Origin of the sequence: Pseudomonas sp. TWI628 (genome assembly GCF_039673865.1) — a bacterium.
Classification (GTDB): Bacteria; Pseudomonadota; Gammaproteobacteria; order Pseudomonadales; family Pseudomonadaceae; genus Aquipseudomonas.
The window spans coordinates 203,128-226,274 of sequence record NZ_JBDJMM010000003.1 but is presented as its reverse complement, the minus strand read 5'-3'; the positions used below and the strand labels follow the sequence as shown (position 1 = coordinate 226,274).

General features: G+C 62.0%; 27 protein-coding genes. 13 read left to right on the top strand and 14 right to left on the bottom strand.

What is annotated here, in order from left to right; all coding sequences use genetic code 11:
• The first annotated feature begins 9 nt into the window (after nucleotides 1-9).
• From ABE528_RS03820 to ABE528_RS03810, 3 genes are all read left to right on the top strand, one after another.
• The gene (locus ABE528_RS03820; RefSeq protein ID WP_346652255.1) at nucleotides 10-1,311 is read left to right on the top strand and encodes a nitrate/sulfonate/bicarbonate ABC transporter ATP-binding protein; all 1,302 of its coding nucleotides are present in this window, start codon (nucleotides 10-12) and stop codon (nucleotides 1,309-1,311) included.
• 245 nt (nucleotides 1,312-1,556) lie between these two features.
• Nucleotides 1,557-2,048 (top strand): GNAT family N-acetyltransferase, encoded by a 492-nt coding sequence (locus ABE528_RS03815; protein ID WP_346652254.1) that lies wholly within the window; start codon nucleotides 1,557-1,559, stop codon nucleotides 2,046-2,048.
• Between the two features lie 36 nt (nucleotides 2,049-2,084).
• Entirely contained in the window at nucleotides 2,085-2,438 is a 354-nt protein-coding gene (locus ABE528_RS03810) for a hypothetical protein (RefSeq protein ID WP_346652253.1), read from the top strand.
• Between the two features lie 372 nt (nucleotides 2,439-2,810).
• Here the strand turns inward: ABE528_RS03810 and ABE528_RS03805 are convergent, their stop codons facing one another.
• Nucleotides 2,811-3,107: a hypothetical protein gene (locus tag ABE528_RS03805; RefSeq protein ID WP_346652252.1), complete on the bottom strand. Its 297-nt coding sequence runs from the start codon at nucleotides 3,105-3,107 to the stop codon at nucleotides 2,811-2,813.
• A 250-nt stretch (nucleotides 3,108-3,357) separates the two neighbouring features.
• Nucleotides 3,358-4,131: an alpha/beta hydrolase gene (locus tag ABE528_RS03800; RefSeq protein WP_346652251.1), complete on the bottom strand. Its 774-nt coding sequence runs from the start codon at nucleotides 4,129-4,131 to the stop codon at nucleotides 3,358-3,360.
• An 89-nt stretch (nucleotides 4,132-4,220) separates the two neighbouring features.
• Here ABE528_RS03800 and ABE528_RS03795 point away from each other — a divergent pair, with 89 nt between their 5' ends.
• Nucleotides 4,221-5,660, top strand: coding sequence for an HD domain-containing phosphohydrolase (locus ABE528_RS03795; protein ID WP_346652250.1), 1,440 nt, complete (start codon nucleotides 4,221-4,223; stop codon nucleotides 5,658-5,660).
• Between the two features lie 31 nt (nucleotides 5,661-5,691).
• Here the strand turns inward: ABE528_RS03795 and ABE528_RS03790 are convergent, their stop codons facing one another.
• Nucleotides 5,692-6,606 carry a LysR family transcriptional regulator gene (locus ABE528_RS03790; RefSeq protein ID WP_346652249.1) on the bottom strand — a complete coding sequence of 305 codons (915 nt, stop codon included), beginning with the start codon at nucleotides 6,604-6,606 and terminating at the stop codon, nucleotides 5,692-5,694.
• Between the two features lie 117 nt (nucleotides 6,607-6,723).
• Between ABE528_RS03790 and ABE528_RS03785 the strand changes: the two genes are divergently transcribed.
• Both ABE528_RS03785 and ABE528_RS03780 read left to right on the top strand, forming a co-directional pair.
• Nucleotides 6,724-7,053: a nuclear transport factor 2 family protein gene (locus ABE528_RS03785; RefSeq protein ID WP_346652248.1), complete on the top strand. Its 330-nt coding sequence runs from the start codon at nucleotides 6,724-6,726 to the stop codon at nucleotides 7,051-7,053.
• Nucleotides 7,050-7,823 carry an SDR family oxidoreductase gene (locus ABE528_RS03780; RefSeq protein WP_346652247.1) on the top strand — a complete coding sequence of 258 codons (774 nt, stop codon included), beginning with the start codon at nucleotides 7,050-7,052 and terminating at the stop codon, nucleotides 7,821-7,823. Before ABE528_RS03785 ends, ABE528_RS03780 begins: the two co-directional genes overlap by 4 nt.
• A 132-nt stretch (nucleotides 7,824-7,955) precedes the next feature.
• Here ABE528_RS03780 and ABE528_RS03775 read toward each other — a convergent pair whose 3' ends face one another.
• Nucleotides 7,956-8,477 (bottom strand): AAA family ATPase, encoded by a 522-nt coding sequence (locus ABE528_RS03775; protein ID WP_346652246.1) that lies wholly within the window; start codon nucleotides 8,475-8,477, stop codon nucleotides 7,956-7,958.
• Nucleotides 8,478-9,414: 937 nt separating this feature from the next.
• Here ABE528_RS03775 and ABE528_RS03770 point away from each other — a divergent pair.
• Both ABE528_RS03770 and ABE528_RS03765 read left to right on the top strand, forming a co-directional pair.
• Entirely contained in the window at nucleotides 9,415-9,720 is a 306-nt protein-coding gene (locus ABE528_RS03770; protein WP_346652245.1) for a MafI family immunity protein, read from the top strand.
• Nucleotides 9,721-10,139: 419 nt separating this feature from the next.
• Entirely contained in the window at nucleotides 10,140-10,445 is a 306-nt protein-coding gene (locus ABE528_RS03765) for a hypothetical protein (RefSeq protein ID WP_346652244.1), read from the top strand.
• A 186-nt stretch (nucleotides 10,446-10,631) separates the two neighbouring features.
• On the opposite strand, the gene ABE528_RS03760 is transcribed toward ABE528_RS03765, so the two are convergent.
• The gene (locus ABE528_RS03760) at nucleotides 10,632-11,141 is read right to left on the bottom strand and encodes a GNAT family N-acetyltransferase (protein ID WP_346652243.1); all 510 of its coding nucleotides are present in this window, start codon (nucleotides 11,139-11,141) and stop codon (nucleotides 10,632-10,634) included.
• Nucleotides 11,135-11,569, bottom strand: a complete 435-nt coding sequence (locus ABE528_RS03755) for a rhodanese-like domain-containing protein (RefSeq protein ID WP_346652242.1) — start codon at nucleotides 11,567-11,569, stop codon at nucleotides 11,135-11,137. The genes ABE528_RS03760 and ABE528_RS03755 overlap by 7 nt, the downstream gene beginning before the upstream one ends.
• A 95-nt stretch (nucleotides 11,570-11,664) precedes the next feature.
• On the opposite strand from ABE528_RS03755, the gene ftrA reads away from it, so the two are divergent.
• Nucleotides 11,665-12,624: a transcriptional regulator FtrA gene (gene ftrA, locus ABE528_RS03750; protein ID WP_346652241.1), complete on the top strand. Its 960-nt coding sequence runs from the start codon at nucleotides 11,665-11,667 to the stop codon at nucleotides 12,622-12,624.
• A 135-nt stretch (nucleotides 12,625-12,759) separates the two neighbouring features.
• Here ftrA and ABE528_RS03745 read toward each other — a convergent pair whose 3' ends face one another.
• The 8 genes from ABE528_RS03745 to ABE528_RS03710 all read right to left on the bottom strand — a co-directional run bounded on the left by ABE528_RS03745 (nucleotide 12,760) and on the right by ABE528_RS03710 (nucleotide 18,663).
• Nucleotides 12,760-12,885, bottom strand: coding sequence for a GNAT family N-acetyltransferase (locus ABE528_RS03745; protein ID WP_346652240.1), 126 nt, complete (start codon nucleotides 12,883-12,885; stop codon nucleotides 12,760-12,762).
• A 22-nt stretch (nucleotides 12,886-12,907) separates the two neighbouring features.
• On the bottom strand, nucleotides 12,908-13,105 hold the full coding sequence (locus ABE528_RS03740) for a hypothetical protein (protein ID WP_346652239.1): 198 nt from the start codon (nucleotides 13,103-13,105) through the stop codon (nucleotides 12,908-12,910).
• Nucleotides 13,106-13,148: 43 nt separating this feature from the next.
• Entirely contained in the window at nucleotides 13,149-13,592 is a 444-nt protein-coding gene (locus ABE528_RS03735; protein ID WP_346652238.1) for a hypothetical protein, read from the bottom strand.
• A 167-nt stretch (nucleotides 13,593-13,759) separates the two neighbouring features.
• On the bottom strand, nucleotides 13,760-14,395 hold the full coding sequence (locus ABE528_RS03730) for a LysE family translocator (RefSeq protein WP_346652237.1): 636 nt from the start codon (nucleotides 14,393-14,395) through the stop codon (nucleotides 13,760-13,762).
• A gap of 53 nt (nucleotides 14,396-14,448) precedes the next feature.
• Nucleotides 14,449-14,649, bottom strand: coding sequence for a DUF1289 domain-containing protein (locus tag ABE528_RS03725; RefSeq protein ID WP_346652236.1), 201 nt, complete (start codon nucleotides 14,647-14,649; stop codon nucleotides 14,449-14,451).
• A 64-nt stretch (nucleotides 14,650-14,713) separates the two neighbouring features.
• Entirely contained in the window at nucleotides 14,714-16,879 is a 2,166-nt protein-coding gene (locus ABE528_RS03720) for a methyl-accepting chemotaxis protein (protein WP_346652235.1), read from the bottom strand.
• Between the two features lie 245 nt (nucleotides 16,880-17,124).
• Nucleotides 17,125-17,871, bottom strand: a complete 747-nt coding sequence (locus ABE528_RS03715; protein ID WP_346652234.1) for a cache domain-containing protein — start codon at nucleotides 17,869-17,871, stop codon at nucleotides 17,125-17,127.
• A gap of 42 nt (nucleotides 17,872-17,913) precedes the next feature.
• A complete protein-coding gene (locus tag ABE528_RS03710; RefSeq protein WP_152956661.1) occupies nucleotides 17,914-18,663 on the bottom strand; it encodes an FCD domain-containing protein in 750 nt (249 codons plus the stop codon).
• A 215-nt stretch (nucleotides 18,664-18,878) separates the two neighbouring features.
• On the opposite strand from ABE528_RS03710, the gene ABE528_RS03705 reads away from it, so the two are divergent.
• The 4 genes from ABE528_RS03705 to ABE528_RS03690 all read left to right on the top strand — a co-directional run bounded on the left by ABE528_RS03705 (nucleotide 18,879) and on the right by ABE528_RS03690 (nucleotide 23,080).
• Nucleotides 18,879-20,303: a gamma-aminobutyraldehyde dehydrogenase gene (locus ABE528_RS03705; protein WP_152956660.1), complete on the top strand. Its 1,425-nt coding sequence runs from the start codon at nucleotides 18,879-18,881 to the stop codon at nucleotides 20,301-20,303.
• A 142-nt stretch (nucleotides 20,304-20,445) separates the two neighbouring features.
• Nucleotides 20,446-21,051 (top strand): dimethylamine monooxygenase subunit DmmA family protein, encoded by a 606-nt coding sequence (locus ABE528_RS03700; protein ID WP_346652233.1) that lies wholly within the window; start codon nucleotides 20,446-20,448, stop codon nucleotides 21,049-21,051.
• On the top strand, nucleotides 21,048-22,016 hold the full coding sequence (locus ABE528_RS03695; RefSeq protein ID WP_152956658.1) for a PDR/VanB family oxidoreductase: 969 nt from the start codon (nucleotides 21,048-21,050) through the stop codon (nucleotides 22,014-22,016). Before ABE528_RS03700 ends, ABE528_RS03695 begins: the two co-directional genes overlap by 4 nt.
• A 17-nt stretch (nucleotides 22,017-22,033) precedes the next feature.
• Nucleotides 22,034-23,080 (top strand): DUF3445 domain-containing protein, encoded by a 1,047-nt coding sequence (locus tag ABE528_RS03690; protein ID WP_346652232.1) that lies wholly within the window; start codon nucleotides 22,034-22,036, stop codon nucleotides 23,078-23,080.
• Nucleotides 23,081-23,147: the final 67 nt, after the last annotated feature.

Below are 23,147 nucleotides of genomic sequence, written 5' to 3'. Positions count from 1 at the left end.
GGACCTGCCATGAAACAACCGCTGATCGAACTCAAGGGCGTGAGCAAGGCCTTCCAGGCCTCCGACGGCACCCCGCGCACCATCCTCGAAGGCGTCGACTTCCACCTGCGCGAGCGTGAAATCGTCGCCCTGCTCGGCCGTTCCGGTTCAGGCAAGTCGACCCTGCTGCGGATCATCGCCGGCCTGGTCAACACCGACCGCGGCACCGTCAACTACCGCGGCCTGCCGATCCACGGCCCGGTGGGCGGCGTGGCCATGGTGTTCCAGACGTTCGCGCTGTTCCCTTGGCTGACCGTGCAGCAGAACGTCGAGCTCGGCCTGGAAGCCCAGGGCGTGAGCGCAGCCGAGCGCGGGCGCCTGGCCGATGCGGCGCTGGAGCTGATTGGCCTGTCCGGCTTCGGCGGCGCCCTGCCGCGCGAACTGTCCGGAGGCATGCGCCAGCGCGTGGGCATCGCCCGCGCCCTGGTGATGAACCCCGAAGTGCTGCTGATGGACGAGGCCTTCTCGGCGCTCGACGTGCTCACCGGCGAAACCCTGCGCGATGACATGCTCGAACTCTGGGAAGAACAACGCATCACCACCCGCAGCATGCTGGTGGTGTCGCACAACATCGAAGAGACGGTGATGATGGCCGACCGCATCCTCATCCTCTCCAGCGACCCAGGCCGGGTGCGCGCGGAACTGCACATCGACTTGCCGCGCCCGCGCAATGCCGACTCTGCCGAAGTCCGCGCGCTGATCGACGAAGTCTACGGGCTCATGACCCAGCGCCCCGAAGCCATTGCCGCGGCGGGCGCACCGCCGGCCGTGGAGCTGGGCTACCGGCTGCCCGACGCCGACATCGCGCGGATGGAGAGCGTGCTCGAACTCATCGCCGGCGAGCCCTTCAACGGCGAGGCCGACCTGCCCCACCTGGCCGAGGAGACCGAGCTGCCCGACGAGGTGCTGTTCCCGATCTACGAGGCCCTCAGCCTGCTTGGCTTCGTCCAGGTGATCGAGGCCGACATCCGCCTCACGCGCCATGGCCGCAACTACGTGACAGCCCGCCAGGCGCGGCGCCAGGACCTGTTCGCGCGCCAGTGCAAGGGCCGCGTGTCACTGATCAGCTACATCCTCGACAGCCTCCACCTGGAGCCCGCCGGCCTGCTGGAAAAGACCGTGCTCGACCGCCTGACGGAGTACATGGACGCCGAGGAAGCCGAGCGCGTGCTCAAGGTGGCCATCGAATGGGGGCGCTATGCCGAGCTGTATGAATACGACTTCCACACACGCCGCCTGACCCTGGCGCGCGAAATCATGGGCGAACACTGATTGCGGCGTTCAGGCGTGTGCGCTCAGACCAGCAAGCCCTTGCCCCCGCAGCAACGCATTACTTCCATTTTCTTGAATTCCTTTTCATGGGCCGAGATTGATCGTAACCGCAATGGCTGGTTTTGCAGACATCCATTGTAGCCGTGGGCGAACCTTCGCCTTGAATCCCGGTGCCATTGCAAAGATGCCCGAAGCTGCCATAGGCTGCCTTCCCATGAATCGATGCCATTGACGCTGGAGAAATGATGAGCGAGTTACAAGGATGTGTGGAATTTTCCGGTCTGGAGTGCCGGCTTGTAGGCGCCTCCGACTTGGAAATGATCTGCTCGCATCGCGAGGAAATGTTTCTTGAGGCAGGCGCAGATGCTGAAAAACTACAGGTCATGACTCAGCACTTTCGCCCATGGCTGAAGGAGCGGCTCGCTGACGGCCGGTATTATGGGTTCAAACTCCTGGATGGCGAGCAACCGATCGCAGCCATTGGCCTGATGAGCATTGATTGGCCTCCCCACCCCTCGCACCCAACCTTGGACAAGCGCGGGTACGTGTTGAATGTGTACGTCCAGCCCGCCTACCGTCGCCGAGGTCTGGCCTCGGCATTGATGCAAGCTGCTGACGCCGAGTTCGCGCGTCGAGGCATCACCTTCGCGGTCCTGCACGCGACCGAGACGGGCAAACCGGTCTATGAGCAAAGCGGTTGGGCTGCAACAGCGGAAATGGCCAAGTCAATTGTTTAGCAGTGATCCTTTTCGAGCCTCCGCGGACGCACACTCATGAGCGACATTGAAATACTGTCCTTGTCCCCAGATGGTCGCTTCAAAGTCCAGGCGACCCCGTGGGAAGCAGGCAACACGCACTGGCTATTCCCGCCGCAAATCATCGATACCCAGAACGCAAGTGTGGTGTTTGCCTTCGAGGATCGTCTGTGGTCAGCAGACCGCAGCACCTGGTTAAGCCCGACCCGGGTCGAACTGAAGGTACGCAAATACCCCGGCCATCGAGCACCTCTGGGGCTCACGGTGATCATTGAGTGTGCGTTGCGTATCGCTGAGTATGGCGACGGCACGCACATCGAATTGGCCCGCCTGGAAAGTACCCTTGAGGGGATGCTTGATCTGCTTGGCTGAACTGTTTTTTCAGGATGAGTGAGTGCCCTGTCGCAAGGCTTTTTTTGTCTAAACGGAACCGCACCTGGCGCCGATTTGCCTGAAGAAAAATAATGCTCCCGAATCGCTGCGTGGCATCGGCGGACTCCAGCGAGGTGTAGAGGCTCATAAGCTGGTAGCGGCTGACCATCGTGCATATCTGATTGCTGAGGCCCTTGGTGGCAGGGCCTACTCAATGGGCCGCATCAAAGCCCATAAGGCCTTCTGCGTTGAAGCTTCAAATAACTATTGTTTGTATGTGCACTATGCCTACCAGGGATATCGAACGCTGTTTCGACGCTTTTATGATGCAATACCTGCAGGGTTCGATATTGACCACGTCTTCTCCAGAAATTAGCCGCAAGCATAAGCGTGCCATATTTGCTTCTTGCTGCTGTAGCCAAGTCGGCCAATCGCTCCCATGCGTCGGCAGAACGAAGGGGGCTGGCACCCTACGACCGACTCTACCTTGGTAACACCCTCCCCCTGGATGAACGCATGTTTCACAAAGTCATGGGGCGACGTGTAGGCGTGCGACAAAGCCTGGAAGTTGTTCGCGCCGGGTATGTAATGGGCAGCAAACATGACCACGGGCTTACCCTTGAACAATGCGGAACCTGCAATATCGCATTTGGCATCGACAGGGTACATGCTGGGCTTCCAAGCACTTTAAAACTTAGGCCTCTTTGACGGCCGATTGGATCGAAAGCGGCCGGTCGTAGATTGCTGCTTCCGACCCATAGCTGCCGGTGGTGAAGGAAAGCAATCGGCCAAGAGTGGGCATTCGGATCCAGGTCAGTCCCGGTCAACTCGAATGAGCAAGACCCGAGCGTTTTGCTGGCCGGCACGACGGGCTGCAACCACGCACCCCGTCGTGCTCAGGCGTGCCGGTGAGCAGCGTTCACTGCTCGCCAACACTGCTTACCGCCTTGAGAATCACCTTGGCCACTTCGCCAGGCTGTGACTGCTGCGGCACATGGCTGGCGCGCAGTTCGGTCAGGTTGGCGCCGATACGCTTGGCACTGGAGCGCTGGACGTCGGGGTGGATCATGCGATCGTCAGTGGCGAGCAGGTACCAGGACGGCTTGCTCTTCCAGGCAGCGACCGTGGTCCGATCATCGAAGGCCGATGCCTTGATCGGGCCTTGGGTAGCGGTCATCACTGCGGTTTGTGCCGCCGGGAGATCCTGGGCGAAGTCCTTGGTCATGCCTTCTGCCGTCAGGTAAAGGAAACCGTTGCCGTCTGCCTTGATCTGGCTGATGCCAGGCGGGGTAGGCGCGCCCTTGCCCTGTTCGCCACTGAACTGGCCTGCATCAGGTGCAAAGGCGGCGACGTACACCAGGGCGCTGACTTTCTCGTGGGCGCCGGCTTCGCTGATCACGGTGCCGCCCCAGGAGTGGCCGACCAGCACCACGTTGCCTGACTGGTTGTTCAGCACGCGCTGCGTGGCGGCAACGTCGTCGGCCAGCGAGGTCAGCGGGTTTTGCACCACCGTCACCGCCACCCCTTCAGCCTGCAAATACGGCACTACCTTGGCCCAGTCAGAGCCGTCGGCGAATGCGCCGTGTACGATGACCACCGAAGGCGTTGCCTCGGCAGCCTGGCTGACACTCACCATAAGGATGCTGGTCAGGGCGAAGGCGGCGGTGACGAGTTGCGACTTGAATGCTTTCATGGGTTGAACTCCTGTGTTGGGAGTTCAAATTCTGCGGACCCACATGCTTGGCGGGTATCGGTCATTTATCCGACCCTGAGGCTTTTTTCATGGATAGCGCGCTACGATTCGACATCTCATTGAGCGGCGCACTGGGGGCTATCTCCCAGGTCGGCGACCTCAGCATGGGCCAGCCCCTTGGCCACTCCCAACGTGTTGCCCGCCTGGCGCAGATGCTAGCCCGCGCCATGCACGGCGAAGGCGAGCATCTGATGACAGCGCAGCAGGTCGCCTTGCTGCGCTGGTCCGGCTGCACCGCCAACGCCGATGGCTTCGCCCATCTGCTGGGCAATGATGTCGATGGCCGCCGCGCGATGCTCGACCACACCCTGGGCGCCGAACAGATGAACGCCGTGCATCAAGCGGCACCGCTCGCCGTGGTGCACTGCGAGGTGTCTGGCCAGATCGCGAAAACGCTCGAACTTGGCGCAGCGGTCGAAGCCGGCTTGTGCCGGATATTCGAAACCTTTGACGGAACCGGCAGGCCGTTTGGTGTGAGCCATGTGCACATTCCGGACGCGGCCTACCAAGTGGTACTGGCCGGAGACCTGGACATCCTCAGCCGCGCCCATGGCCTGGACAGGTCGCTGAGCTGGATCAGCGAACAGGCCGACCGCCGCTACCCCGCCGCCCTCGCCGCCTTGCTGGTGCGCAATGCCAAGGTATGGTTAGCGGAACTGGAAACAACGCCCGGTGGGCTGGACGACACCCGGCTCGAACGTCCCGTGTCACTGACGCTGGTGGGTGATGTGATCGATCTGAAGTTGCCCTGGCTGGCAGGTTACTCCCGGCAGGTGGCGCAGATTGCCGTCGAGGCCGCCCGCTTGTGGGGATTACCAGAGCCCGACCAGACGGAGATTGGCAAAGCCGCGCTGATCCATGGCCTGGGGCGGGCAGCCGTCTCCAATCAATTGTGGAACACCGCGGGGCCGCTACCCTACGGCGCCACAGAACGTATCCACCTCGTCCCTTACTGGACGCACAAAGCATCACGGCAGATCACTGAGCTGAGCATCCCTGGCGAAATTGCCGCCCATGCCTACGAACGGCTTGACGGCAGCGGCTACTTTCGCGGTGCATCGGCCGATGCCCAGTGCGCCGCCTATCGCTTGCTCGCCAGCGCTGTCGCCTGGGTAGCGTTAAGAAGCGCCAGGCCCTGGCGACCCGCGCATAGCGAATCGGAGGCGGCGCGGCTGCTCAAACAGGACACTAGCCGCGGCCTGTTTGACGCTGAAATCTGCGCAGCGGTAATCGCTGCCGCACGTGGCGAACGCCGACTGCCTCAGCCGAAAAGCACGCTGCTCACCACCCGCGAGTGCTCCATCCTCATGGAGATCAGCCGTGGCGCCAGCAACAAGGAAGTGGCGCGGCGACTGGAGATCAGCCCGAGTACCGTACGCACCCACATGGAAAGCATTTTCCGCAAGCTGGGTTGCTCCACCCGCGCGGCCGCCACCTTGAAGGGGCTGACCCTGGGTTTCATCGCCTGATAGCAGGCGCTTGGGGGCAGTCGGTGAATTATCATAGCTGGTCTTTGCCCGGCAGATTGTCGCGGGCCAGGGCAGTGAATGCCTTGAGCGCAGCGGAGGGGTTGCGCCGGTTCGGGTAGTACAGGCACAGTTTGTCTCTGGGCGGCGTCCACTCTTCCAGCACCCGCTCGAACTGTCCGGCGTCCAGTTCAGTCTGAACGTCCTGCTGCATAAAAAAGCCCAGCCCCACGCCTTCCTGCACCACCGCCTTGGCGACACTAGGCTCGTCCAGGGTGAGCTGGCCAGTCACATCAAGCCGGGTCACCTCCCCCGCGCGTTCAAAATGCCAGGGGTAGATCGCCCCATTGGGTAGGCGGATGCGCATGCACTGATGCTGGAGCAGGTCCGCCGGGCTACGCGGCCGGCCGTGCTTGGCGAAGTAGGCAGGGGAGCCGACCACGGCATAGCATTGCGGCTGGCCGAGAGGAATAACGATCATATCGCTGGGCACAAGATTCGCAGAACGTACGCCCAGATCGAAACCGTCCGCGACTATGTCCACCAGGCGGCCTTCGGTCACCAGATCGATATGCACCTTCGGGTAACGCTGCAGAAACTCCAGCACCAGCGGGAGCAACGCGGCGCGGGCGGCACTGGCGAAGGCATTGATGCGCAACACGCCTGACGGCCCGGCATTGTGCGAACGCACCGCTTCCAGCGCCGCTCGCACTTCCTGCAGAGCCGGACCGACCTGCTCCAGGTACATAGCACCCGCCTCGGTCAGAGACACGCTGCGGGTGGTGCGATTGAACAGCCGCGTTTCGAGGCTCGCCTCTAGCTTGGCAATGGTGTTGCTCAATGCCGTGGTCGAAACGTCCAGATCAATGGCTGCCTGTCGAAACGACGCCCTGCGCGCCACGGCCAGTACAGCTTCCATCTCATTGAGACCAAGGCGCGAATCTGCCACGTGATTGTCCTCATATTCGGGATAGGTCGTTAATCTCTATCCCAGTTGAGCAAACTATCAACTGAGCGGCAAGATCACAGTCGTAAACCCCAACCCACTGTGAGAGGAGATCAGGCCATGAACCTGCAACTGCCTGACGCCGTACAAATCTACTTCGATGTCAGCAATGGCGGCGACCTCTCGCTCCTTGCCGCCTGCTTCTGCGCGGACGCGAGGGTGACCGACGAAAACCGCACGCACCAGGGCATTGCAGCCATCGAAGCCTGGCAACAGGAGGCCCGCCAGGCATTCACCTACAGCGTCGAACCGCTGGCGGCGACGCAGAATGACGATTCGCTGAGCGTAACGGCGCGTCTGGTCGGTAACTTCCCTGGCAGCCCGCTGCAGCTGAATCATCTATTCCTGCTGCACGACGGCCAGATCCGCTCACTGCAGATCGCGCCATGAACCTTGATCTTGGCGGCAAGCAAGTGCTGGTCACCGGCGGCACCAAAGGCGTAGGCCGCGCGGTCGTCGAGCTGTTCCTCGCAGAGGGCGCCAAGGTTCTGACCTCAGCTCGGCAGGCAACCAGCGATCTGCCGGCTGAGCTGTTCGTGCAGGCTGACCTCGCGACCCCAGAAGGCTGCGAAACACTGGTAGCCGCAGCTAAGCAACGGCTGGGCAGCATCGACATCATCGTCCACGTCCTGGGTGGTTCGTCGGCACCTAGCGGCGGCTTCGCGGTGTTGGATGACGCGCAGTGGCAACGCGAGCTCGACCTGAACCTGATGCCGGCCGTGCGCCTGGATCGCGCGCTGCTCCCATCGATGCTGCAGCGCAAGAGCGGCGTGATCATCCATGTAACCTCGATTCAGAGCTGCCTGCCCTTGCCCGAAGCCACTACGGCTTACGCAGCGGGCAAGGCGGCGCTGTCGAACTACAGCAAAAGCCTGTCGAAAGAAGTCTCGCCACAAGGCGTGCGTGTTGTACGGGTGTCGCCGGGCTGGATCGAGACCCAAGCGTCGGTCGCCTTGGCCGAGCGGCTGGCGCAGGAAGCCGGTACGGACTACGCAGGCGGCAAACGCATTATCATGGATGCACTCGGTGGTATTCCACTCGGCCGCCCTTCCACGCCGTCAGAAGTTGCTGACCTGATTGCCTTCCTGGCATCGCCTCGTGCGGCATCCATTACGGGGAGCGAGTTTGTAATTGACGGCGGGACAGTGCCAACGGCCTAGCTGTAGTTGCTTCGCATAAACGCGTCAACCACCGGAAAAGGGGAATGGAAAAGGGGACAGATTTCTTTGCTGCTGACCGTCCCCTATTAGCCGATTGCCGTCGCTTGTTTCCATACCGCAGCCGCTCGTCGATCAATCTCGCGGGCCAATCCTCGAAAGAAACACGTATGTATCTCGATTAGAGCGCAGGCGAACAACGCGGCATGTCGAGGGGGCCGTCGCCACCAGCTTTTGCATATTGACTCGTGCTGATTTTCTCGTCCGCCACATAAATCTTAAAAACGCTGGCAGATTCGCCAGCAGTTCGGGGCAGTTCGCCGGCAAATCGGCCCGAGAACGGCCGCGCTGGAGCAGCGTTCTTAGCAGTACGCGCCAAAATCGAAGCGGCGCCGAACGATCAATCCATATCAAAAGATCTGCCCGCCCCATCCGATTCGCCCAAGTAACGGAATGGCCGCCTTCGAATATCCAGCGATCACGAGCCTCGACCTCGGAACAAAGTCGCGTTTTCTCCTCCCGACTTCGTTCAACCCACCCTGGCTGCCAGTGGATAGTGTCTATATGAACGACAGGTAAGCCCGTGCGCAGACCAAGCTCACGCGCCAAAGTGCTTTTGCCCGACCCAGGTTGACCAATAATCATCACCCGCTGCACCGAAGCTCCTTCTCGCCATGCGCGCCTTTTTTTGGGGGCAACTATCTTACGCCAACCTCCTACTCCGTCAACAGCCAGCAAGCCAAACGTTGATTGTCGTGACTGTCCGCTTCGGGTCGAAAGTGGCCGGTCACGACTGTCCGGTGTCGACCCATAGCGGCCGTTCGTGCAAAACAGCAAACGGCCAGAAGCGGACAATCGCTGGAAGTTGCAGGCTTGCCTGATTCACGCCCGATGTGTGTAATCGTGATCGTTTTTACGCAAAAGAGCACAGCATGCATCGCAGCACACTGACCTTTCAGAACACTGTTCGCCCCCGAACCTCGTCAAACGGCTGTACCACTGTTGAGCGCTGCTTTTCCGATTTTCGAATCGACGGCCGTTCTTTACTGGAAATTTTGGCGACCGCTGGTGGGGGGCACTCTGACTTCATGAGCGGTTTCGTATCGGGTTTTTCAGAACAGAATCTCCGGTTCGCCAATAGCCTGCTTCGATGCGAGCAGCCTGAAGGGGAGCCTTATCGAGTGCTCATTTACATCTGCCCAGAGTGCGGCGACATCGGGTGCGGAGCCTACTCAGTGCAGATTCGCAGGCTGAGTACCGAGATTATTTGGGAGGCATTTGCGTACGAAAATGGATATGAAGAGCCTCGCGTGATCCCTGATCTTGGCCCATTTAGCTTCAGCTCAGCCCCGTATGCACGCGCTGTCAAAGCTGCGTCTGAGATGTGAATTGGCGGATGGATGAGACCGCCTCTTTCTGTCGCGTCCGCTTTGGGCGAACACATAACGTTCGTCGATGCCTCGTACGAGGAGCGTAACCCAAGAGCAGGCAGTCGAACTTAGCTCTCCAAGTGCCTGCACAAAGACTTGGTTTTGGGCACCGTCGACCAGGCAAGAACGGAACCCAGATCACCTTGATCGAAGGAATATTTGTGATGAGCCACCTTGGCAATGACTTGAGGGCCGATTTCGTTGAAGCACTTAAGGAGATCTCGACGCTGATGTCCATGGCATACGAACAGCTTGGCCCAGTACCGCAAGACCATGCATTAGCTCAAGCAGGCTTGGAGAACGGGGGTGAAATCGTTCTTGACTATGTCGATCACCACGAGGCTGGGTTAGCGTTCGAGCATCTGCTTTACATGATTGACGAACCACCGCTTGTTATTTCTGAAAAGTGCATGGCCATTCTAGACCGGATCGCAAAGTCCTTGGAGATGCCATCCAGGATGGTGACTTAGGTTCACCTACCTGAACGTCAGCTTTGGGTCGTTAGCTGCCGGTCGTAGATGGCCCTCGACCCGAAACAGTCGTAATGCAGCTTCCGAGTCATGGCTTGAACGGATCAACCCAACCAGGTCGGAGCCCTGACTCGTATTCTTGGCGTACGTAGTCGAGCGACTCTGCGCATCCCATTTCCGCTTCGAAAGCGCCTATGCATTCCCAGTAATCCCTGCCGGTATCGCCTGATAGCGGATCGTCCGGATTGTCGAGTAGGCGCGCGCAGATCGTGCAGTGTTGCGGCTTTTTGCAGTTTGTCATAATACTATTCCGATACGTTCCGTCTTAGCCTTTCCCAGGCTACCCCGAGGGGAGCAAACGGCCATAAGCGGTCTTGTTGAATACCGCAAACTATCATCAATTAAATGCAGTCGACGCCATGCTCAAGCCAATAAGCCATCTATTTGCATATGTAAGGACATTCAGTGATTTCCGGCCTGACGTTACCGCTATCGTGATTTTCGGCTTGGAGGCAACAAACGATGATCCCGTGTATCTGCTAATACGATTTGAGGACTACGAGGAACTCCGGATTGAAGGTGACCACTTGTTACTTGGATTGGATGAGGCACTGGAAAACGCCGAGTTTGAGTACGGTATTTTGCCAAGTGATTGGCGCGTAATGACCGAGGCGGAAATTCAGCGAATTGATTGGAATATCCGTTCCAGCGATTTATCTGCTTAGAATCAAGAGTGGGCTCTCACGAATGGCTCCTCTTGGCCGATTGCTGCCCCGCACGAAGGGCAGCTATGGGTCGTTAGCGGCCTGTCGTGGAGGGCCGCTTTCGGCCAGAAGCGGACGTTCGGCTTGGTCCGCTTTCGCCCCCGAAAGGTGACCCTGAAAAGGCATGACGACCCAGAGAACGGCTCGTCAATACCCGGAAAAACCACATTCCATGCCAGCGAAAGCTTTTAAGCCTTCCTCGCCCATTTGGTAGGGCATCCATTTGCCATCGGGGCAACCACCATGCTGCCGATAGAACGCCTCAGCACGGTGGTTCCCCACCATCACATCCCACTTCAACCTCGCCCCACCCCTGCTTAATGTCCAGGCTGCAACATGACGTAGCAATGCTGCTCCGACCCCATTTCCCCTGTGGCTGGCCGCCACGAACAGCTCCTTGAGCACAACGGTCGGTCGTAGATCGTAGGTGAACGTGATAGTCAGCCCAACGGCGTAGCCGGCGATGTCTTCTCCGTGCTGGGCGACAAAGATATGGCACTCAGGACATTCGCCGAACGCACGTGCAAGCAGCGCTTTCTCATCCACCCTGAATTCACCAAGGTACTCCTCGAATTCCGCCAACGCTCGCATATGCTCGATAAGCCTGGGTACATCCTCAGGTAGTGCCGGTCGCACCCTGTGCTCGCTACTCAACATGCGCAGGAAACGCCATTCCGCTGGCCGGCCACATCCGCCCCAATCAACGAAAATCCTTCATCAACCCAACCGGTAACCCCGCCAATCATCTCCTTCACCGGATAACCCAACTCGACCAAGCGAACCGCCGCCCGATGCACACCATTGCAATGGGGGCCCGCACAATAGATAACGAACAGCGTCTGGCGCGGATATTCGGCCATGCGCGTTGCAGTGATGGTACGGGTCGGGATATTGATCGCCCCCGGCACATGCCCGAGTGCAAATGCATCGCTGCCTCTCACATCCACCAGTACATAGTCGACATCACCCGACTGCTGGCTGCGTTGAACGTCTGAACAATCCGTCTCGAACGCCAGACGCCGGCTGAAATGCAGCAAGGCTTCGGACGGCTGTGCAGCAGGGTATTCGCTGACCAGGCTGGGCATCGGTTTCACTCCTCGTTTGAAAGTGCGCCCATTGTAGGAAGCAGGCCCCTACCGCTACAGTGGCGCATTCGACAGTGACCGGTATTTTTCCGCCAATGCTCAATTCCCCTGGTTTGGTCGCCGTGCTGGCCTATGACGGGCTGTGCACCTTCGAGTTCGGCATTGCTGTGGAGATCTTCGGGTTGCCGCGCCCGGAGTTCGAGTTTGCCTGGTACACCCATCGCATCGTCGCCGTCGACCCCGCGCCGATGCGCGCGGCCGGTGGCATGCAGGTGGTGGCCGAACATGGGCTGGAGTCGCTTGTCGATGCCCAGACCATCATCATCCCGGGTTGGCGCAGCCGTGATGAACGACCGCCACAAGCGCTGCTGGACGCCTTGTGCGCCGCACATCAGCGGGGCGCCCGGCTGGTTTCGATCTGTTCGGGGGTATTCGCACTCGCAGCTGCGGGCCTTCTGGACGGCAAGCGCGCCACGACCCATTGGCGCTATACGGACGAGCTCGCAGCACGCTACCCGCACATCAAGGTAGACCCCGGCGTGCTCTACGTAGACAGCGGCCAACTGATCACCTCGGCCGGCAGCGCTGCCGGCATCGACGCCTGCCTGCACCTAGTGAGCCGGGACTTTGGCACCCATGTCGCCAACACCGTTGCCCGCCGCCTGGTCATGGCACCCCAGCGTTCAGGGGGGCAAACCCAGTTCATTCCCGCACCTGTTGCGCAGAAGCCTCGCGATGACCTGGCAGCGGTGCTGGAGTGGGCGACCCTACATATCGGTAGCCCTCTTACCGTGAAGCAATTGGCGGCCAAGGCTCTGATGAGCGAACGAACCTTCCTGCGGCGCTTCAGCGAAGCGACCGGCCTGGCACCGAAAGCCTGGCTGCTGCAGGTTCGCATGAACCTGGCGCGTGAGTTGCTGGAAAGCAGCCCATTGAGCAGTGAGCAAATCGCCGGACGCTGTGGCTTCGCTTCGGCGGAAAGTTTCCGTGCCGCATTTCGCAAGGCCGTGGGCCTGGCGCCCATGTCGTACCGGGCACAATTTGGCAGGCACTGACAGTAGTCAACCTTGCATCTTTTTATTTCTAGAATCGATGCAGACGGGCCGCTCGGTACTGTGTACTCCACGGAAGGCAGCTTCGGGTCGTCAGCAGCCATTCGCAACCGGCAGCTTCCGACCGATTGCCGACACTCAAAGCCTTGCAGCCTTCACCCGGGCGAACAAACCTTGCCGGCCCGGCGCCTGCAGCTGCATCGCCACGGCCAGCAGCAGTTGCCGCCCGATGCCCTGCCCTTGCCAACTCGGCAGCAGATACAAGCCATAGAGTTCGTTGGCCTCATCAGACGCTGGGTCTCGATTCGCCCCCCCCCGACGAAAAGCCGACGATCTCTCCCGCTCCCTTGGCCACGTGGTACACCACGCCACAGCCGCCGAACAGGCTCTGGTGCCGTTGTTGCTGAGCCTCGATGGTCAATCCGGCGAGATAGGCATCCGGCAGGATGCCCTGGAACGTTGCCTGCCAGGCCTTCACCGTCACGGCCGCAATACCGGCCAGATCTTCCGGGGCTGCCGGAGCGCCGCTAGTTCACCACCAGCAACCAGACCTTGCCAATGACGACAAGCGCGGCCAGTACCAGTAGCGTGATGCTGAACCACGGTTTTGCGGGCGGCGTGCCGTCTGGAAACTCGTCTTCACGGGTGGGTGGCAGCTGGCCGATACGCTGCAGGCGCATTTCCACCAGGCGCCGACGCATGCCGCGGTGGCGCTTGCTGTTCAACACCAGCAAGCCCACCAAGGCAATCGCCAGGATGATCACCTGCAGGGTACCGGCATGCCGGCTACCGAACAGACTGACCGCCGTGAGTGCAGGCGCGATCAAGCTCGGCAGGATCAGCCATATGGCCCAGCGGAAACCGCGGATCATCGCAAACTGGCCGGCACAAAGCAGCAAGACCAGTGCAACACCGGTACTCAGTGCATAGCCCCCACTGCCTGGCTGATTACGCAGGTAGCTACTCTGCAACAGGCCAATACCTGTTCCTGCTGCCACCATGCAGAGCAATATGCCCAAACCGAAGACTGGGCCATAGCGTGTCATGAACGCTTCGTGCTGATCGGGTGTGAGTCTTCCTGGGTACTTCATTGCAACGCTCCATGTCAGTCTCCAACCAGTGCGCCCGAGAACGCTCTTTAACCGGCCTGGCGGCGCATGGTGAGAATGGCCGCACCAAAGCCGATGAACGTCGTGCCGACTATCCGGCTCACCCAACGCGACAGCGCCGGCCGGGTCAGCACACCCTTGGCCCGCGATGCCAGCGCCGCATACAGGCTCAACGACGCAAGCGACAACGCCACGAAGATCCCGGTCAGGGTCAGGAACTGCGGCAGCAGCGCCGCGCCCTGGTCGATGAACTGCGGGAACAGCGCGGTGAAGAACATGGTTGCCTTGGGGTTGGTGACGGCGGTCAGGAACGCCGACTTGTACAACTTCAACGGGGTCGGCTTGCTGACCTGCGCAGCCGCCGGGTCCACCAGCATCGGGCCTTTCCTGAGCAACTGCCGGGCACCGAGGTAGAACAGGTAGCCGGCACCGATCAGCTTGACCGCGTTGAACAGCATCTCGGAACTGGCCAGTAACGCGCCCAGCCCGAGCATGGCCGCCGCCGACAGGCAGAACAGGCCCGTACCATTGCCCAGTGACGACCACACGGCGCTGCGCTGGCCATGGTTGAGGCTGTTGTTGATGGCCATCAGGGTGGCGGGCCCTGGGCTGGCAATGGCGATTGCAGCGACGAGGGTGAAGGCGAGAAGCGAGTGGGTATCCATACGGTAGGCTCTGCAGCGTTTCGAAGCCTGCATCTTACACAAGCGCAGCGGCTTCAGTCGTTACCTTGGCGCTTGGCGTTCTTCTTGGTGAGCGCCTTCATCCGCGTGGCCGCGCGTTGCACGGTGGCCATCTTCTCCGGGCGCTTCATGCCGCGCCACTTGCGGATTTCCTCACGGGTGCGGCCGCAGCTCACGCACAGCTCGCTGTTGAGCCGGCAGAGCGAGACGCAGGGGTTTTCGATGTCTTTGGCCATGGCAGGCTCCAGTTGCGGGCGCGAATCATACCCTGTATGAAACCGCGCCCAAACCTGAGGCTGCTCAAGCCGCCACGGCACGCCCGTCATCACTGCTGACTTCGAACTGCCCTACCAGCTTCTGCAGCTTGCTGGCATTGACCTTCACCGTCTCGGCACTGCTTTGCAACTCCACCGCCGTCTGGCGCATTTCGCTGGAGGACTGGTTGACCTGCTCGATGGTCTTGCCGTATTCCACGCTGCGCCGGTTGAGCTGCTGGATGATCGCGAACATCGCCTCCACCGCCTGATGCAGCTGCACGTTCTCCGACGAGGCATCCTCGGCCAGGCGCAGGCTGTTATCGACATCCTGCACGCCGGCCTCCATGAAGCTCACGGCCTGCTGCGTTTCGCCTTGCAGGCCTTCGACCATGTGCTGGATGTCTTCGGCGGCACGCGCGGTCCGCGCCGCCAGGCTGCGCACCTCGTCGGCCACCACCGCGAAACCACGGCCATGCTCGCCAGCACGCGCTGCCTCGATGGCGGCATTGAGGGCCAGCAGGTTGGTCTGGTTGGTGATGTCGCTGATCAGCCCGGTGATATTGCCGATCTGGCCCATGCGGCTGTCGAGCAACTGCACGCTGGACGACGAACGCGCCACCACGTCGCGAATCGACTGGGTGCCCGCCTGCACCGCCAGGAACTGCTCGCGGGCACGGCTGACCACCTCGTCCATGGCCTGCTTCATCTGTTCAGCGCTGACCGAGGCCTGCTGCAATTCGCCCAACTGTTCCTCCATGATGATCATCATCTGGTGCACCGCGTCGGCCACATCGGCGGAGGTCACGCTCGCCTCCTGGCTGCGGCCCAGCATCATCTGGTTGGTGGTGCCAACCGTGCGGCTGGCCTTGACCACCTGCCCCACCACCGCGTCCAGGCGGTCGATGAAACTGTTGATCCAGCGCGCCATGTCGCCACTTTCGTCGTTGGCCATGACGCTGGTGTCCAGGCGCTGACGCAGGTTGCCTTCGCCCTCGGCGATGGTGCGCAACACGCCGCTCATGCCGTTCAGGCGTGCGGCCAGCCGTTTGGGCCCGAGCACGCTGAACAGCAACGTGGCGGCGAGCATGCCGAGCGCTTCGAGGGCGTCGTTAAACCCCTGTGGCAAACCGGCGTAGTGCTGCACCAGGTAGTTGCAACCGAACAGCCCGGCCATGGTTGCCACGTAGGGTTTCATCAGCCCGTAGCTGAGCGAGCGGCGACGATAGACTTCTTCCAGGTCGGCTTCGCACATCATCCCCCAGCGGTCTGGCGAGCCGGGCAACTGGAACGTGACGCCCTTGCCGACCACCGGCACATGGCGGTAGTCCGAGTAGCCTGGGTAGGTCACGAACAGGTTGGCGCCGCGGCGGATGGTCTCACGCACGCCGGGGTGCAGTTCGCGCGTGGACGGGTCAGTGAAACGCAGCTCCAGCTCGGTGTGGCGCTGGATCTGCACCGTGGTCCAGGGCGTGTGCACACCGCTCTTGAGGTTCTCGCCATGGGTGAAGGTGCCGTCCTCGAAACGCGAACGGGACAAGGCAGTGCCTGGCTGGATGGTGCGGTCGAAGTGCGATTGCGCCATGAACAGGTAGTTGTCGCCGGACTCGGCAAAGATATGCCCAGCCTCACGCTGGATCAGGTCGCCGAGCACATCGTTGGGAACCCGCCCGCACAGGCAACCGACGGTTTTGCCATCGCGCTTGAGCGGCTGGTAGAACATCAGCGTCACCTCATCGTGGAAACGCGACGATGATGGGCCGATCTGCAGGGTCAGCGCGTCACTGTAGGGGCCATGCAGGAACGGCGCCTTCAGGCCCTGCGCCAAAGCCTGCATCTGGTCGCTCCGGGTGTTGCTGCGCTTGGCCCAGGTAGAGACGATCACATTGCCAACGGTGTCGATCACGCACAGCTCGGAAAAATCTTCCGCCTGGGCCAGCTTGTCGAGCAGGAGCGATCGGTCGGCTTCGCTGCAACCTGGGGCCATGTGCTGCGCAAGCTCTGCCAGGTGCTCCCACTGCTGGCGGGCCCAGTTGTGCAGCAACTGCACGCGGGTCTGAGCGATGGCTTCGAAGGTTTGTTCGATCACCGGATAATGCGCGCGGTTGAGGCGGCAGGCCCACCCCATGCGGACCTTGCCGGTTTTACCGAACCAGGGCAGCCAACCCTTTTCGCTCGATGACAACTGCATGGAACTGCTTGAAAGCGACATTGTTTTCACCATACACGACATCAGATGGCAAAGTGACAGCAAGTTGCACGCCAACTCGTATGCAAGCTAACTATTCGCGCGTTCCAAGGTTCGACGGCCCCGGCAAACGCACCGACAGGGTGCGCCTGGCCAGGCGCGCCCCATCACGGGGCAACCGCTCCAGCGCTGGCATGCCTGGCTGGACAATGACGTTGCCGGCCAGCGGCCAGCGGCCAGCGGCCAGCGGCCAGCGGCCAGGCAGATGATCACTTGCGCCTGAGCACCGGCAAGCGCACCAACGACCACCCAGCCTCGGACTCGGCCAACGCCAGGCGAATGCCATCACGCGGCAAGGTGTTCAACAACGCCTGGGCCAGGTCACCGACCATCCAGTTTGCCGTGTTCGAGGCAATCACCCGCCCGTCCGCCGAGATCAGCACCGCCTCATGCTCCAGACGCATCAGGCTGCGCACCAGCAGGCGCTCGACGTTGTGCAACGACAGGTCCAGCCCGGCCACGCCGATGAACCGGCCCTGCACCTCGATCGGCATGGTGAAGGTCAGCACATACATGTTGGTGCCGTACAGGTCCACGTACGGCCCTTCGACCACGCTCTTGCCGGTTTTCATCGGCCGGCTGTACCAGGGCATTTCGGTGTAGTCGTAGTAATTCTCGCGGCGCCGGTCGAAGTTCGGCCGCAGCGGCAGGGTCTTGCCGCCGTCGGCCAGGTACCACCACTCCAGGTGCATCTCGCGGTCGGCCAGGCCGTTGGGCTCGACGATGACGCCGCCGCCACAGCCAAAGGCACCGGTGGTGAGCAATTGCTGGTCGATGGCCGGGCGCAGGGTGGCCAGGTCCTTGGCACTCGGCTGGCGGCCTTCGGCCAGTACCCGCTCCCATAGCGCTCGGGTTTCTTCCACCAGCTGGCGAACCTGGCCGAAGATGGTCCCCAGGGTGTGGTCCAGCTGTTGGGCACAGGCTGACAGCGGGTCGTTGTCGCTCAGGGCAAACATGGCATTACCTCACGCAGGTACAGCTTTGTTGTTATGGACGGCTCAGTCCTGGCCGTCGGCCAGCAGCTCAAGACGCAGGCTGATCAGGCGCTTGATACCACGGCTGACATGGGCTTCGGCCAAGGCGCCAGCCAGCACCGCATCACCGGCCACCAGTGCTTCGAGAATCGCCCGGTGCTCGTGCTCGACCACCGTCACGTCACCGCCGCCGGCGGCCTCCATCCACAGCAGTTCGCCGACTTCCGACTGCAGGCGCATTTCCGCACTGGTCAGGCGCAGCGACTGGGCCGCGGCGGCCACTTCGATATGAAAACGCGCATCGGCGCGGTGCCGGGCCAGGCGCGAAGTGGCCTGGCTGAGGGTTTCGATATGCTGGGCGATGCGCGCCTGCTGCTCCGGCGAACTGCGCTTGGCGGCCAGGCGCGCCGCGGTACCGGAAATCGCGGTCTGTTCATCGCCCAGGTCGCGCAGGTCGGGGCCGCTCATGTCGCGCAGGCGTTGCAGCAGCAGTGCTTCGGGCAGTTCTACCGGGGCGCAGACAAAGCTGCCGCCATTGCGCCCGCGACGGGTCTCGATCAAGCCACGTTGGCGCAGCACCACCAGCGCTTCGCGCAGGGTTACCGTGGCCACGCCCAATTGCAGCGCCAGTTCCGACTCGCTGGGCAGTTGCTGCCCTTCAGCGAACATCCCCAGCTCGATGGCTTCCACCAGGCGGCGCGCCACTTCATCGGTCCGCCCTTCCTGGCGCAACCGGATGAAGGCGGTGTTACGAGCACTATTCAGGGCAGTCATTGCCTCTCCCTATCGAGCATTGCCAGGCTTGCGCGGGCCTCGGCTAAAAAGTTCAGTTTCGCATCTTATAGCGAACGGGCCAGCGCCCGATACCGATTGACGGGCCATTCTACCGCTTGGAAGTGGGTTTTCGCAGTGGTTGGCAAACTAAAAATATTAAGATATGGTTTCATAGGTTTAGATTTCTACCAATAAGACCGACCAAGGAATCCGCCATGCAAACCAAACTCCTGATCAACGGCCAGTTGGTCGACGGGCAAGGCAGCCCGTACGCCGTGTACAACCCGTCCGAAGGCACGGTGCTGGTGCATATCGCCGAAGCCAGCGCTGCCCAGGTGGATGCCGCCGTTGAGGCCGCCGACCAGGCCTTCGAGGGCTGGTCGCAGACCGCACCCAAGGACCGCGCCCAGTTGCTGCTCAAGCTGGCCGACCGCATCGAAGCCGAAGCCGCCACCCTCGCCCGCCTGGAGTCGCAGAACTGCGGCAAGCCTTACCAGGCAGCACTGAACGACGAAATCCCGGCCATCGCCGACGTGTTCCGCTTCTTTGCCGGTGCCAGCCGCTGCCTGTCGGGCTCGGCCGGCGGTGAATACCTGCCGGGCCACACCTCGATGATCCGCCGTGACCCGCTTGGTGTGGTCGCCTCCATCGCGCCGTGGAACTACCCGCTGATGATGGTCGCCTGGAAGCTCGCCCCGGCGCTGGCTGCCGGCAACTGCGTGGTGCTCAAGCCCTCCGAGCAAACCCCGCTGACCGCCCTGGCGCTGGGCCAGATCATGGCCGAGCTGTTCCCGGCCGGCGTGGTCAACATCCTGTTCGGCCGCGGCCCGAGCGTCGGCGAGCCGCTGGTCAACCACCCCAAGGTGCGCCTGGTTTCGCTGACCGGTTCCGTGGCCACCGGCGCACGGATCATCGCCAGTACCGCCAGCAGCGTGAAGCGCACCCACATGGAACTGGGTGGCAAGGCGCCGGTACTGATCTTTGACGACGCCGATATCGATGCCGCCGTCGAAGGCATCCGTGCGTTCGGCTTCTACAATGCCGGCCAGGACTGCACCGCAGCCTGCCGCCTGTATGTCCAGCAAGGCGTCTACGAGCAGTTCGTGAGCAAGCTGGGCGAAGCCGTGGCCAGCCTGCGCATGGGCCTGCAGGACGACCCGCAAACCGAACTCGGCCCACTGATCACCCGCGAGCACCTGGAGCGGGTCGAAGGTTTTGTCGAACGCGCCAAGGCGCAGCCGCATATCCGCCTGGTCACCGGCGGCCATCGGGGGGCAGGTGATGGCTTCTTCTTCGAGCCGACCGTGCTGGCCGATGCCCGCCAGGACGATGAGATCGTCCAGCGTGAAGTGTTCGGCCCGGTGGTCAGCATTACCCCCTTCACCGACGAAGCCCAGGCCCTGGCCTTCGCCAACGACTCCGACTACGGCCTCGCCTCTTCGGTGTGGACCCGCGACGTCGGCCGCGCCAACCGCCTGGCTGCGCGCCTGCAATACGGCTGCACCTGGGTCAACACGCACTTCATGCTGGTCAGCGAAATGCCCCATGGCGGCATGAAGCAATCGGGCTATGGCAAGGACATGTCCCTGTACGGCCTGGAAGACTACACCTGCGTGCGCCACGTGATGTTCAAGCACTGATTGTCGACTTTGGTCATAAAACATATAAAACCATAGGCAATATGGCATGGGTTCTGCTTTCACCCGTGCCCGAGCCTGAAATCAGCCGTCAACGTTACCTTCCGGCACAGCCCGGGGGTTCGGGCTTACGAGGTGTGTCACCATGCTTATCACCGGCATCAAAAGCCGCCCGGTCTATGACCAGCTGCGGCCCATGGCAGGCGGCCTGCGCCACCTGATCGCGGGCCAGGGCAGCGGCGGCGCGGCCATGCTGCGCCTGATCGCGGACATGTCCCCCGCACAGCGCGCGCACAGCACCCTGCTCTATTCCACCGAGTCGTTCTCCGGGCACGACCACCTGCAGGCCCTGCAAGCCGCAGAAGCGGCCGGGCTGGAGGTGTTCCCCAGCAACCAGGCACTGATCGCCGCCCTGCGCGAACGGCTGGGCCAGGCCCACATGGGCACGCGCCTGTACCTCAGTGGCTCGGAAAGCTTCATCGGCACCGCCATGCAAGCCGCCAATGCGGTCGACCTGAACCGCGACGAAGTGCTGCGCGAACACAGCGGCACCTTGGTCCGCCGCGTGTGGTGCGCGCACTGCGACACCTACACCGAGAACGTCACTCAGCGCGTATTCAGTTGCCCCGGTTGCCAGCTCGACCTGGTGGTGCGCGACCACTATTCCCGCCGCCTGGCCGCCTTCCAGGGCATCAAGGCCGATGGCGAAGTCCCGGGCGAACTGCCAGCAGCCGAGGAGCTCGACACATGAATACCCATAACGGCACCCTCAGCGTGCGCGTCGCCCGCATCGAAGCGCTCACCCCGGAAATCACCCGCTTTACCCTGGTCGATCCGGCCGGCAAGCACCTGCCGGCGTTTTCCGGCGGCAGCCATGTTGTGGTGGTGCTCGAAGACGGCGACAAGACCCACCGCAACGCCTACTCGCTGATGAGCTCGCCCTACGACTCCAGCGCCTACCAGATCGCCGTGCGCCGGGTAAGCGAAGGCCGGGGCGGCTCGCGCTACCTGCATGACCGGGTCGCGGAAGGCGACCTGCTGCAGATCCTGCAACCCGCCAACCTGTTCCCGCTGGCCAAGCATGCCCGCCAGCACGTGTTCATTGCCGGCGGCGTGGGCATTACCCCGGTCTATTCGCAACTGGAAGAGCTGCAACTCAAGCAGGCCACCTTCGAGCTGCACCTGGCCGTGCGCGGCCCCGAACACACCGCCCTGGGCCTGGAGCTGCAGGCACGCTACGGCGAGCGCGTGCATTTATATGTGCAAGGCGTCGATGCACGCATGGATATCCGCCACATTCTCGCTGACCGCCCGTTGGGCAGCCACGTGTATGTCTGCGGCCCGGACAGCATGATCGACGACACCCTCGACAGCGCCCACGCCCTCGGCTGGACCGACAGCCACATCCACTATGAGCGCTTTGTCGAGCAAGGCTCCAGCGGCCAGCCGTTCAGCGTCACCCTGGCCCGCCAGGGCGTGACCATCGAAGTGCCGGCCGAACAGTCGTTGCTCGAAGCCGCCGAACAGGCCGGCTACAAGGTGCCCTACCTGTGCCGCGGCGGTGCCTGCGGCTACTGCGAGACCGAAGTGCTGGACCTCGATGGCGAACTCGACCATCGCGACGACTGGCTCAGCGAGGAAGACAAACTGAGCCAGCGCAAATTCATGCCTTGCGTATCCCGCGCCAACTGCAGCCGCCTGGTCGTAGACCTCTGAAACAGGAAAACAACAACATGACCGTATTCAAGCCGATCGAGACCTACGCCGACGCAGGCCAGGGCCACACCTACAAGAACAGCCGCGAAGCCGTACTGCGCCTGCCCTTCCCGTATCCGGAAGACCAGTACATGTACTCGATGAACGTCGAGCCACACGTGCCGTTCGGCACGGGCGCGCTGCGCGGGCAGTTCGACATAGACGAGCACTACATCTCCGAATGCCACCACCGTGCGCACACCCTCGACAGCCAGCCGGGCGTGCACTACGCCGCCCTGCCGCACATGATGGAAGCCCAGTGGGACCTGCTGGAACTGCTGATGGAGTCGTACTCGCGCGACTACCCCGAGCACTTCACCCTGGAGAAGAAAGGCAGCCAGTGGCACTGGGTCAACCGCCCGCTGCAGATCGACCAGACCTTCACCTTCGGTGACGCCAGCACCCTGCCGATGGAGCCGATGGAATACATCACCCGCCAGGCCCAGGGCGAGTTCATTCTGCTTGAGGAGCGTGACGACACCCTGGTGATGGGCGCCGGCATGGCCACCCAGCGCGCCGACTACTCGCTGCGTTTCAACCTCGGCATGAGCTTCATGGAATTCCACGGCCCGGTGCCCAAGCTGCATGAAATGAGCATCCTGCAGCGGGCGCTGAAGTTCCTCCTGCGCCTGCGCCCTGGCCACCCGGTGCGCCGCACCAACTGGTCGATCACGGTCAACCCGCGCCTGGAAACCTCCGCCGAAACCCTGCCTGACTGGGCCCCGGAGCGCACCACGGTGACCGCCGAAAACGCCGGCGAGCTGGTCAACCTGCGCATCGAGCTGCAACCGCTGCACCGCCTGCCGCGCAGCAACGCCGTGCTGTTCCCGGTGCGCACCTACCTGGTCAGCCTGCAAGAGCTGGCCGAGTTCGCGCCACAGTGGGCCAAACGCATGCACCGGGTGATCCGCGACCTGGACCAGGAACTGGTCGACTACAAGGGCTTCACCCGTTACCGCGATGCGATGGTCAGCTGGCTGTCGCAGTACGACGACGGCACCCCGGTCGACGAGAGCCAGCAGTAACACTACCCTGCGCGCGCCAACCACCGGCGCGCGTCTACCCAACGCTGTGCCTGCCATTCAGGGGTTA